This is a genomic window from Heliomicrobium undosum (assembly GCF_009877425.1).
Lineage (GTDB): Bacteria > Bacillota > Desulfitobacteriia > Heliobacteriales > Heliobacteriaceae > Heliomicrobium > Heliomicrobium undosum.
Window position 1 is genome coordinate 23,328 of record NZ_WXEY01000021.1, and the last position, 11,847, is coordinate 35,174.

General features: G+C 57.6%; 11 protein-coding genes. 5 read left to right on the forward strand and 6 right to left on the reverse strand.

Annotated features, from left to right (window positions below; genetic code table 11):
* Positions 1-137 precede the first annotated feature (137 nt).
* The 5 genes from accA to GTO91_RS14400 all read right to left on the reverse strand — a co-directional run bounded on the left by accA (position 138) and on the right by GTO91_RS14400 (position 6,382).
* Positions 138-1,145: an acetyl-CoA carboxylase carboxyl transferase subunit alpha gene (accA, locus tag GTO91_RS14380; protein WP_161259431.1), complete on the reverse strand. Its 1,008-nt coding sequence runs from the start codon at positions 1,143-1,145 to the stop codon at positions 138-140.
* Positions 1,145-1,939, reverse strand: coding sequence for an acetyl-CoA carboxylase, carboxyltransferase subunit beta (accD, locus tag GTO91_RS14385; RefSeq protein ID WP_161259432.1), 795 nt, complete (start codon positions 1,937-1,939; stop codon positions 1,145-1,147). Before accD ends, accA begins: the two co-directional genes overlap by 1 nt.
* 108 nt (positions 1,940-2,047) lie before the next feature.
* Entirely contained in the window at positions 2,048-2,248 is a 201-nt protein-coding gene (locus tag GTO91_RS14390; RefSeq protein WP_012281256.1) for a putative signal transducing protein, read from the reverse strand.
* 27 nt (positions 2,249-2,275) lie between these two features.
* Positions 2,276-2,509: a trp RNA-binding attenuation protein MtrB gene (gene mtrB, locus GTO91_RS14395; protein ID WP_012281257.1), complete on the reverse strand. Its 234-nt coding sequence runs from the start codon at positions 2,507-2,509 to the stop codon at positions 2,276-2,278.
* 135 nt (positions 2,510-2,644) lie between these two features.
* On the reverse strand, positions 2,645-6,382 hold the full coding sequence (locus GTO91_RS14400) for a DNA polymerase III subunit alpha (RefSeq protein WP_328793819.1): 3,738 nt from the start codon (positions 6,380-6,382) through the stop codon (positions 2,645-2,647).
* Positions 6,383-6,586: 204 nt separating this feature from the next.
* On the opposite strand from GTO91_RS14400, the gene GTO91_RS14405 reads away from it, so the two are divergent.
* Positions 6,587-7,819 (forward strand): AAA family ATPase, encoded by a 1,233-nt coding sequence (locus tag GTO91_RS14405; protein ID WP_161259434.1) that lies wholly within the window; start codon positions 6,587-6,589, stop codon positions 7,817-7,819.
* Positions 7,816-8,319, forward strand: a complete 504-nt coding sequence (locus GTO91_RS14410; RefSeq protein ID WP_161259435.1) for a hypothetical protein — start codon at positions 7,816-7,818, stop codon at positions 8,317-8,319. Before GTO91_RS14405 ends, GTO91_RS14410 begins: the two co-directional genes overlap by 4 nt.
* Positions 8,320-8,413: 94 nt before the next feature.
* On the opposite strand, the gene GTO91_RS14415 is transcribed toward GTO91_RS14410, so the two are convergent.
* Complete coding sequence (locus tag GTO91_RS14415) at positions 8,414-8,947, reverse strand: YbaK/EbsC family protein (RefSeq protein ID WP_161259436.1); 534 nt, start codon at positions 8,945-8,947, stop codon at positions 8,414-8,416.
* A 383-nt stretch (positions 8,948-9,330) separates the two neighbouring features.
* Between GTO91_RS14415 and GTO91_RS14420 the strand changes: the two genes are divergently transcribed.
* The 3 genes from GTO91_RS14420 to GTO91_RS14430 are packed head-to-tail and all read left to right on the forward strand — an operon-like array spanning position 9,331 to position 11,819.
* Positions 9,331-9,567 carry a FeoA family protein gene (locus tag GTO91_RS14420; protein ID WP_161259437.1) on the forward strand — a complete coding sequence of 79 codons (237 nt, stop codon included), beginning with the start codon at positions 9,331-9,333 and terminating at the stop codon, positions 9,565-9,567.
* Between the two features lie 24 nt (positions 9,568-9,591).
* On the forward strand, positions 9,592-10,404 hold the full coding sequence (locus tag GTO91_RS14425; protein ID WP_235919617.1) for a FeoB small GTPase domain-containing protein: 813 nt from the start codon (positions 9,592-9,594) through the stop codon (positions 10,402-10,404).
* Positions 10,392-11,819 (forward strand): ferrous iron transporter B, encoded by a 1,428-nt coding sequence (locus tag GTO91_RS14430; protein WP_161259439.1) that lies wholly within the window; start codon positions 10,392-10,394, stop codon positions 11,817-11,819. Before GTO91_RS14425 ends, GTO91_RS14430 begins: the two co-directional genes overlap by 13 nt.
* The last annotated feature ends 28 nt before the right edge of the window (positions 11,820-11,847 follow it).

Sequence of the window (11,847 nt, forward strand, 5' to 3'; positions counted from 1 at the left end):
TCCAACTGAAACCGTTCTTCAAAACAGAACCCTCTTTTTCCGCTGCTGAAAACTAGATTGCCCCCAACTCCCTGCCGGCTTGCGATCACAGAAAAAAAGACGCCGCCGGTTCTTCCGCCGGGGCGTCTTTGATACGATTACATCTCCGCCGCTTCTCGCGCGCCGGTTGCCAAGGGGCCGAAAGGTTCATCTTCGATGCAGTGCATCCCCAGGTTGCGGTACTTCCCGTAACGACCGTCGACCAGCTCCTGGGCGGAAAGGACCATCAACGACTCCAGTTCGTCGCTGAGCGCCGCTGCCAGCTCTTTGGCCGTGCCGATCGGGTTGCGGTGGGCGCCGCCGGAGGGCTCAGGCACGATGCGGTCGATCAGCTTCAGGTCTTTCAGCCGCTCGGCCGTGATGCCCATGGCGGCTGCGGCCTGCGGCGCCAGCGTGGCGTCTTTGAAGAGGATCGATGCGGCCGATTCCGGAGAAGCGACGGAGTAGACGGCGTGCTCCAGCATCAGCAGGCGGTCGGCCACGCCGAGGGCCAACGCGCCGCCGCTGCCGCCTTCGCCGATGATCACGGAGATGATCGGCACGGGCAGCGCAGCCATCTCCAGGAGGTTGCGGGCGATCGCTTCGGCTTGTCCCCGCTCCTCGGCGCCGATGCCGCAGTAAGCGCCCGGCGTGTCGATGAAGCAGATGATGGGCCGGCCGAACTTGGCCGCCTGGCGCATCAGCCGCAGGGCCTTGCGGTATCCCTCAGGATGGGGCATGCCGAAGTTGCGGTAGATGTTCTCTTTCGTATCCTTGCCCTTCACATGGCCGATGACGGTGACAGGACGTCCCTGGAAGCGGGCGATGCCGGCCATGATGGCCGGGTCGTCGCCATAGAGGCGGTCGCCCTTCATCTCATAGAACTCCTCGAAGAGGAGACGGATGTACTCGATCGTGTTGGGACGGTCCGGATGGCGGGCCAATTGGGCCTGCTGCCACGGTGTCAGGTCGCGGTAGATCTTTTTGCGCAGTTCCTCGGCCTTCTGTTCCAGCGTGGCGATCTCGCTGCTGAAATCCAGGTCCTTTTCTTGGGAGAAGGTGCGCAGTTCGTTGATTTTCGTTTCCAGTTCAAAAAGCGGTTTTTCAAAATCCAGCGGCAGCGCCATTAGCCTTCCACCCCCTCGACGGAATCACAGTTGTGCAGCGCCAGCAGCGCGGCCATTTGCTCGCGCATCTTCGGGCGCTCGATGATGATGTCGACCATACCGTGTTTTTGCAAAAATTCAGACCGCTGGAATCCTTCCGGCAGTTTTTGACGGATCGTCTGCTCGATGACGCGGGGGCCGGTGAAGCCGATCAAGGCGCCGGGCTCGGCGATGATCAGGTCGCCCAGCATGGCAAAGCTGGCCGTAACGCCGCCGGTCGTCGGGTCGGTGAGGACCGAGAAAAAGGGCAGCCCGGCCTCGGAGAGGCGGGTCAGGGCGGCGCTGGTGCGGGCCATCTGCATCAGCGAGAGGACGCCTTCCTGCATGCGGGCGCCGCCGGAAGCGGAAAACAGCACCAGCGGCAGGCGCAGCTTCAGCGCCCGTTCGGCGGCGCGAACGATCTTCTCGCCGACAACGGCGCCCATGGAGGCCATGATAAAGCGGGGATCCATGACGCCGAGGACAAAGGGGATGTCACAGATCCTTCCTTGCCCGGTCGTGATGGCCTCGCCCATTGACGTTTCAATCTGACACTTCTGAATTTTTTGTGCATAGCCAGGGAACTTGAGGGGATCTTTCGATACCAGTTCCCGGTCCCACTCGATGAAGGTGTTCTCGTCGACCAGCATATCGATCCGTTCCCGCGCCGTCATCCGAAAATGGTAACCGCACCGGCATACCTTCAGATTCTTCTCCAACTCTTTCGTCAACAGGATCTGCTGACACTGCTTGCATTTCACCCACAAACCATCCATTTGTTTATCGCGCCCCTTAATCGATAGTGTATCCAGTTGGTACGGTTACGCTGGGGACCTGCCCGCGGCGTGACATCATGGGTGGCGTGGGCCGAGGCTTGGGTGTGCTTACCCTCCCAAGGCCCCGCTCAGAATCTCATGGGCTTCTTCGGCTTCTGATTCGGGTACGAGGATTTCTACGGAACCTGAGTCGCCAAGATGAGGCACCCCGACAGGTCGCAACATGACGAGCAAACCTTCGTTCGTGAGTACGTTCTTCAACATTTCTGCGGTGGTGCGGTTGGGTGCGATGTAAACGACGGTCCACATAGGGAATCACCTCTCTCTTGTCTCCATTCAGATTCCGGCTTCAATTTCACCGTGCTTGGTAAAGATCGTGGCCCGGCCGCGGATCTTCATGGCCGATGTGTGTTCTGTGAACTGGGCAACCATGACCTCACCCTTGTCCAATTTCTCTGAATGGTGAAACCTCGTATCCTTGCCCCGGGTCAGGCCGATGATGGTTACGCCGTTTTCCAAGGCTTTGATGACGATGTACTCGCCACCGATGGCCGTTTCCTTTTCCAGCATAAGAGCACAACCTTCCCTGAGATTATGTCAATTTCCGTGTTGTCGCACGCTTGGAGACCCAGATCAGAACTAGAATAACACAATTTTTCCCTCCGATGCAAATAGTATCGAAGATCAATCGGTTATTCGTCATTCCTAGACGATTTTCATGCGAATCTCCTGGAAATGCTCCTTCAGCGCTGACCGCAGTTCCGGGGACGGGGTCACCCCAAAGGCCGAGTTCGGGGGATCGACTTTCCGATCGACCAGGAAGTTCAGTTGGACCGGCGTCGCTCCTTCATGGGCGCGGAGTATGGCGTTGAGCTTTTCCCGGACGGCCATGTCTGTCGAGGCCTCAGAAATCCATAGATGCAACACCGGGCGAGGGATTTCGCCGTTGGGTTCGCCCTCCCCATTCGCGCTGATTCCGTTTGCCGTCTCCCTGTTCCGACCTGTCAGCGCCATCGCAAGATCGGAAGCGGCGCTGGTCTGGGCCGCCGTGACTGGATCGACAGGCGCAGCCGGTTGGGTCGGATCGAACATCGTCGGATTGATTACCTTGAGATTCTCACAAAAGATTTTTTTGTTTTCTTCCTCGTAGTGGATTTTTCCTTCTAATATAACCGCGGCGTCGTCCTGAATTTTTTCGGCGCACTTTTCGAAGGTGCGCGGGAAGACGAGCACATCGACGCCGCCGCTCCAGTCTTCCAGGGTGAAATAGGCCATCAACTGGCCCTTCTTGGTCGTTGTCCGCCTAAGGGCGTGGATCAGCCCGCCCAGTGTCACCCGCTGCTGGTCGTTGTCGGGCTGGATGCGAGCGATCGTCATGGTGATCTGCTGCTCCAGCCAAGGTCGGAGTTCTTCCAGGGGATGGCCGCTGAAGTAGATGCCCAGCAGTTCTTTCTCCATGGCCAGGATCTCGCGGTGCGGGAAGTCGGCGATCTCCGGCAGGGGGACGGCCATTTCTGCCGATGCGCCGCCAGAAAACCCGGAGAAGCCGGAAAGCGCTCCGCTTCCATCTGACTCGCCCCATCCCTCTTCTCCCCCGCCGAAACCGCCAAAGTCAAAGAGGTTCATCTGTCCCGTCGCCAGGTCGCGCTGGCGGCGGGCGGCCACCTCCATGCACTTGTCCAGGACCTGCAAGAGAGGACGGCGCTTGCCCAGGGAAGAGAGCGCCCCCGCCTTGATCAGGCTTTCCAGGACGCGCCGGTTCGCCTGGCGGTTGTCGATGCGGGTACAGAAATCGTCAAGGGAGGTGAAGGGGCCGCCCGTTTCGCGGGCCAGCAGGATAGAGTCAATGGCCCCCCGGCCCACGTTTTTCACGGCCGCTAAGCCGAAGCGGATCTGCAGGCCGCCAGCGAGCGGGTCGGCGACAACGGAAAAATCGATCTCCGAGGCGTTCGCATCGGGCGGCAGGACGCGGATGCCGAGGCGCTGGCACTCGTCCACGTACTGGGCCACCTTTTCTGACGAATCGGCGACGCTCGTCAGGAGGCCGGCCATGAACTCGACAGGGTAGTTGGCCTTCAGGTAGGCCGTCTGGTAGGCGATGAGGGCGTAGGCTGCCGAGTGGCTCTTGTTGAAGCCGTAACCGGCGAAAAACTCCATCAGGTCGAAGATGTCGCCGGCCGTCTTATCGGAAATGTGATGGGCGACGCAGCCTTCGACAAACTGCTGGCGCAGGCCGGCGATGACCTCGGGCTTTTTCTTACCCATGGCGCGGCGCAGCATGTCGGCTTCGCCGAGGGTGAAGCCGGCCAGTTCGCTGGCGATGCGCATGACCTGTTCCTGGTAGAGGATGACGCCATAGGTGTCCTTCAGGATCGGTTCGAGGGCCGGGTGAAGATACTGGACCGTGGTTTGGCCGTGTTTTCGGCGGATGAAGTCGTCCACCATGCCTGACTGAAGAGGGCCCGGACGGTAGAGTGCCACCAGGGCGATGATGTCATCGAAGCTGTTGGGCTTTAGTTCCCGCAGGATCGCCCGCAGCCCCGAACTTTCCAATTGAAAGACGCCGAGGCTGTCAGCGCGGCTCAGCAGTTGATAGGCTTTCGGATCATCGAGGGGCAGGTCCTTGAGCGCCAGATCCAGGCCCCGGGAGCGGCGGATCTTATTGATCACGTCGCCGATCAGGGTGAGCGTCTTTAGCCCCAAAAGATCCATTTTTAAAAGGCCGATCTCTTCGACGGTGTCTTTCGGAAACTGAGTGGTGACGCCCTCTTCAGAGCCGCGCTGGACCGGCAGGTAGTCGATCAGGGGCGACGGCGCGATGACGACGCCGGCGGCATGGGTCGAAGCGTGGCGGGGCATCCCTTCGATGGCCCGGGCCGTCTCGACGAGATGGCCGATGCGCTGGTCTTGGCAGAGGGTCTGTAGTTCGGGACTGATCTCGACGGCTTTTTCGATAGTCATGCCCAGTTCGGCCGGGATGGCCTTGGCTACCTTGTCCACATCGGCCAGGGGCAGGTTGAGCACGCGGCCCACATCGCGGACGGCGGCCCGGGCGGCCATCGTTCCGAAGGTGATGATCTGAGCGACCCGGTCGGATCCGTACTTGTGGACCACATAGTCGATGACCTCGCCGCGCCGCACGAAGTCGAAGTCGATGTCGATATCAGGCATGGAGACCCGTTCGGGGTTTAAAAACCGCTCGAAGAGCAGGTTGTATTCGATGGGGTCGATGTCGGTGATGCCCAGCACATAGGCGACAAGGCTCCCCGCCGCCGATCCCCGGCCGGGACCGACGAGGATGCCCTCGCGGCGGGCGAAGGCACAGAAGTCCTGAACGATGAGGAAGTAGCCGGCGAAACCCATCCGGCAGATGGTCTGCAACTCGAAGGCGAGGCGGCGACGGTAGTCCTCGCGCTTGGCGCAGCCGCGCCAAGCCATCCCCTGGCTGCAGAGGTAGGTCAGGTACTGCTCCGCATCACTCCAGGGAACGCCCGGCCAAGGGGCGCGATCGTGCTCCCGCCGCCACTGGACGAAGGCCGGCTCGTCAGGAATCGGGTAGGCTGGCAGGTGATGCTTGCTGAAATCAAATTGGAGATCGCAGGCCTCGGCGATAGCAAGGCTGTTGGACAGCGCCCCAGGCACTTCCCCGAAGAGCGCCGCCATCTCGCGAGCGCTTTTCAGGTAAAACTCAGCGCCATCAAACTTCATCCGGTCCGTGTCCTGGAGCGTCTTGCCCATCTGGATGCACATGAGCACATCCTGGATGTAGGCGTCCTTGCGCTCCACATAGTGGACGTCGTTCGTCGCCACGAGTCCGAGCCCCAGTTCGCCGGCGAGGCGGATGAGGCTGCGGTTGGCCTGCTTCTGCTCGGGGATGTCGTGATCCTGCAGTTCGATATAGTAGTTGTCGCGGCCAAAGATGTCCCGGTAAAAGGCGGCCCGCTCCCTCGCCTGTCGTTCCTGACTGTTGAGAAGCAGCCGGGGGATCTCGCCAGCCAGGCAGGCGCTGAGGGCGATGAGGCCTTTGCTGTGGCGGGCCAGGCGGTCATGGTCGACGCGCGGTTTATAGTAGAAGCCCTCCGTATGGGCCTGCGAAACGAGGGCCGTCAGGTTGCGGTAGCCTTCGAGGTCCTTCGCCAGTAGCACCAGGTGGTGCTGATCGCTGTCCTTCTGGGGATCGCGGTCCAGCATGGTCCGTGAGGCCACATAGACCTCGCAGCCGATGATCGGCTTCACACCGCGCGCTTTGGCTTTTTTATAAAAATCGATGACGCCGTACATGACGCCGTGGTCGGTGATGGCCAGGGCGGGCATGTCCAGTTCAGCGGCGCGATCGACCAGCCTGCCGATGCGGGCCGCCCCGTCGAGGAGGCTGTATTCGGTGTGGACGTGGAGGTGGACGAATGTGGAGTTGTTTGGCTTACGGATATCGCTCGTGATCACGCGGCTTGACATCCTTTTCCTTACGGCTTGCTTAGAAATGAAATCGAAACTTACGTTTATTGTAATGCGGCTTCGACCTTTTGTTAACTCGCATAATGAGGAGGAACAGCAATCCATATTAAGTCCAAGCAGACAAGCGCGGTTTTTTGTGCTATACTGGTAATTGGATTTAATTGCCAAATCAAACACAAGGGGATAAACCGTATGTTAAAAGAAGTACGTTTTATTCATTGGAAAAGCTTCGGCGATACTACTCTTTATATTGATCCATTGACGGTTTTAATCGGCGCAAACGCGAGCGGAAAAACAAATGTGATCAACGGCCTTGACTTTTTAAGCCGGATTACAAGCGGGAAAGATATTCTGACATCATTAAAGGGAGACATGCAGTCCGACCCCATTCGAGGCGGCGTCGAATGGGCTACGCTTCTGCCCCATGACCGGTTTACCCTGAAAGCCTTGGTCTATGGTCGAGAAAACATCGATTATCTTTATAGCATCACTGTTTTAACCAAGCCCACAGTCGAACTTTTTTCAGAATCGATTGTAAAGATACAACGAGACGCTACCAAAAACAGGGAAATAGCTATCTTTATTACTGAGCTTCCTAATACGGAATCTTCGGGGATAACAGTGCAGTTAAACAACGAAAACTTTGGTATCGAATGGAATTTTAAACGTTCTTATTCAGTGTTGAGCCAGCTCAACGGATCTCAGTTCGGTCAGGAATTTGATGTCGCCGTTGACACCGTATCCAAAACACTTTCAAACATTTTTGTTTTAGACCCTTTTCCAAAACGCATGGGAAATTATACCCCACTCTCGAAAGACTTAGCAAATGACGCTTCTAACATTGCTGGCGTATTGGCCGGGAGAGCCGATAAAGATGCAATCGAAAGGCTCTTGTCCAGTTATGCCAGTCGGTTGCCCGAATGTGAAATTAAAAGAGTCTGGACGAAAACCGTCGGAGAGTTTAAGAGCGATGCCATGCTTTATTGTGAGGAACAGTGGAGCCCGGACCGAATTATTACCCTCGATCCGCGAGGAATGTCTGACGGAACACTTCGGTTCTTGGGAATTCTTACTGCGTTGCTAACAAAACCTTCAGGCTCACAAATTGTGATCGATGAGGTTGACAACGGCCTTCATCCCTCTCGCGCAGGGTTACTCCTCACCGTACTGAAGGAGATCGGTCAAAAACGAAACATTGATGTGCTAGTAACAACACACAATGTAGCGTTGTTAAACGAGTTAGGCCCGGAACTAATTCCTTTCGTCATGGTAGCGCACCGTGAATCCAAAAGCGGTCTAAGCAAATTATCGCTGCTTGAAGAAATCGAACAGTTTCCCAAACTTCTCGCGTCCGGGCCTCTCGGATTTATTGTAAGCAAAGGACGCATTGAGCACGCGCTCCGTCAGGAGGGCAAGTCTTCATGAACAAGGTTTTGATTCTTGACACATCATTTTTATGTTGTATGCTCAATGTTCCCGGAAAGAATACCTGCGGAAAAAACAACGAGTGGAACCATAAAACTGTTAATGAATATATCGAAAAAGCGATTCAGGAAAAGTACACAATCGTGCTGCCTCTAGCCACGATTATTGAGACTGGAAATCATATCGCACAGGCCTCAAGCTTTCGTTATGAGAAAGCGATGGAACTCGGTAGTCTGATGAGATTGGCTGCTGAACACCACTCGCCTTATGCTGCTTTCACGGATCAGTCAGCTTTTTGGAATGATCAGGGTCTAACGGAGTTGGCTTCGCATTGGCCTGTTCGCGCCAACGAAGGCCTTTCGATTGGAGACGCCTCCATTACAATAATCGCCGACTATTACGCAAAAACAGGTATCATTGTGGATATTGCTACGGGTGACACGCAGCTAAAGGCATACGAGCCGGCAAGACCAGCCAACGTGCCAAGGAGGAAACGGTAAAATAAATTGAAAATTTTTAGGCGGCCAAAGGCTACCTCAGACTGTCGACAAAAGTTCGTTTTCGGCAGTCTTTTTTATTTTTCTTTTTTTGAGACTATGATCGCTCAGGATACTCCGCCAAGTCAGCCACTTCCCCACCCGTTGTCACCACAAGTTGGTCAACCGTGATCGGCAAGGCCGAGTTGGCCGTCCCGGCGGCGATGTAGACGACGGGGAATCGGCGAAGGCTCTCATCAATGAAGATGCGCATCGGCGCTGGCAAGGCAAAGGGGCAGACACCGCCGGCCCGGTAGCCGGTGAGGGCAAATGCCTTGTCAGGGTCAACGAACTTGGGCCGACCGCCAGCCAGCGATTTTAACTTTTTCAAATCCACCCGAACATCGCCGCTGGTGACGACAAGGACGGGATCGTCTTTGATTTGAAAACAAATGGTCTTGGCAATCGCTCCGACTTCAACGCCGACGGCCTCGGCGGCCAGTTGGGCGCTGGAGGTGGAAACGTCGAAGAGCATGGGTTTGAGACCCAACTGAAACGTATCGAGGTGCCGGCAGACCCGCTCCAGCGCATCTGACTGCGATTCCGGGTGTACAGGTTCTTGCGTCAGGGATTCCGGGGCAACGACAGACATAAGACAGCCTCCTACCGTTTAACACGTAAGCGCCGTCAAGCGCATCGCTTTCATTATAAGAAAAAAGCCGTCTATCGTCCAATCGGCTCAATCGTCCAGTCTGCATCGATATTCCATCTTCGGCATTACTGTATTTGTTTTTTGATGTTAGCTTATCGGCGGTCGGTTCATTGGCATTGGTATGCCGATATCGGCTTATCAATCTCAGTTCATCGATTTAAGCTTGTCGGGCATCTGCTAATCAGCCGAGCAACGCAACTATGGCTTCCCTCGAAGGCCCAACCGGACCGTTAAGACAAGCACCTATGGGCCATCGCCCCATATTTTAAAGCAGGCTAACATGATTAGCCGAATGAAACAATCGTCTCGAAGGAGGAACGGCCATGGGCGATTGCTTCCCCCTCTGCAACGCCCCGGTGGGCCATAGGGTGCGCGTCACCGACCTTCAACTGGAGGGATTTCAGCGGCGACGCATGCTGGACATCGGACTGGTCCCGGGAACTGAGGTGAAGGTCATCCGACGGAGCCCTATCGGCGATCCGACGGCCTATCTCGTCCGGGGCGCCGTCATCGGCCTACGCAAAAATGAGGCGTCAAAAGTCTTGGTAGAAGAAGAATAGCCCGGAAGGAGCGAAAAACGGGTGATGAAAAACCGATGCCGGTCCTGCGCCAGTGGCGCCCTTTCTGTGGACGTGATCATGCGCAGCCGGTACAATGTTCGGCAAGATACGGAGCGGGAAAAGGTGATCGCCCTGGCCGGAAATCCCAACGTGGGCAAGACGACCGTCTTCAACAGCTTGACCGGTTTGCGTCAGCACACAGGCAACTGGCCCGGCAAAACGGTCACCCAAGCCCAGGGGCGATTTTTGCACCGCAATCAGCCCTTTCTGCTTGTCGACCTGCCGGGGACCTACTCCCTCCTGGCTCACTCCGCCGATGAGCAGGTGGCGCGCGATTTCATCTGTTTTGGCCGCCCTGACGCCACCATCGTCGTCATCGACGCGACCTGCCTCGCCCGCAACCTCAACCTGGCCTTGCAGGTGATGGAGATTACCGGCAAGGTGGTCCTCTGCGTCAACCTGATCGATGAGGCCGAGTGCAAAGGGATCCGCATCGACCTGGACACGCTGTCACAAAAGCTGGGCGTGCCTGTCATCGGTACGGCCGCCCGCTCGGGCCGGGGGCTTTTCGAGTTAAAAGAGGTCCTTTACGGCGTCGCCATGGGACAGATCGAACCGGCGCCCCCGCCTGTAAAATATGACGAGGAAGTGCAGTCAGCCGTCGATCAGTTGCTGCCCCGGCTTGGGCCCCTCCTGCAAGGGTTGCCCCACCTCAATCCCCGTTGGGTAGCCATGCGGCTCCTCGACGGCGACGATCCCTTTCTCGATTCCCTCACCGAGTGCGATTGCGCCTTCGAGATGGCGGCAAAGGGGGAGATGGCCCTATGCGCCCAGTGATCTCCCCTGTCGCTCCCCCAGCGACGCCTCCGGAGGGCCACGGCCGCATCCGCAACCTGGCCAAGGAAGCGCGACAACGCTTCGGAACGTCCATGGCCGATCGTATCGTCGGCAACATTTACCGGCAGGCCGAATCGATCGCCGCCGATGTGGTGCAGGTGTCTCCGGAAGCGGGGCGATCCTGGGATCGCCGGCTTGACAACCTCCTGACCTCGCGCTGGTTCGGCTACCCCGCCATGTTGGCCTTGTTGACGCTCGTCTTCTGGCTGACCATCGAAGGGGCCAACATTCCCTCGGCCATACTTGCTTCGGTCCTCTTTACCGGCCAGGAATGGCTGGCCGAACTGTTCGTATGGCTTCACGCGCCCCTGTGGCTAAAGGGGCTGCTTGTCGACGGCGTCTACCGCTGTCTGGCCTGGGTGATCTCGGTCATGCTGCCGCCCATGGCCATCTTCTTCCCTCTCTTCACCCTGCTGGAGGATCTCGGTTACCTGCCCCGCGTCGCTTTTAACATGGACCGCCTGTTCCAGTGGGCCGGCGCCCATGGCAAGCAGTCCCTGACGATGAGCATGGGCTTCGGCTGCAATGCCGCCGGCGTCGTCGCTTGCCGCATCATCGACTCGCCGAGGGAGAAGATCATCGCCGCACTCACCAATAATTTCGTCCCCTGCAACGGACGCTTCCCCACGCTGATCGCCCTTTCCACCATCCTCACTGGGGGCTACCTGGGGGTCACCCTGGGTCAAGGTCTTGGTTCGCTGATCATCGTTGGCCTGGTGGTGCTGGGCGTTGCCGTCACCCTGGTCGTATCATGGCTGTTGTCGAAGACGCTGCTCCAGGGCGAGGCCTCTTCTTTTTCGCTGGAACTGCCGCCCTTTCGCAAACCTCAGGTGGGCCGGATCATCATCACGTCCATCATCGACCGGACCTTCTTCGTCCTCTGGCGCGCCGTCAAAGTAGCCGCGCCGGCTGGCGCCCTCATCTGGCTGTTGGCGAACATCCCCGTAGACAACCAGAGCCTACTCGCCGCCCTGGCGGGACTTCTCGATCCTCTCGGCCTGTCTCTCGGCATGGACGGTTTTATCCTCCTGGCCTTCCTCCTCGGCCTGCCGGCCAACGAGATCGTCCTGCCTATCTTGATCATGGGCTACCTTGCCCAAGGCAGTCTCGTCGAAATAGAGGAGGTCGGCGAACTGGCCCGGCTCTTCGTCGATCACGGATGGACCTGGCTGACGGCGGTCAACGTGATGCTCTTTTCTCTCCTGCATTTTCCCTGCGCGACGACGTTGCTGACGATGGGTAAAGAGACAGGTTCCTGGCGCTGGCCTGCCCTCTCTTTTTTCTTAAATACAGCCTTGGCGATGGCGGTCTGTTTCATCGTGGCGCTAACGGCGCGGGGCTTGCATCTCGTTTAATTCGGATAATCCTCGTCATCTTATGACC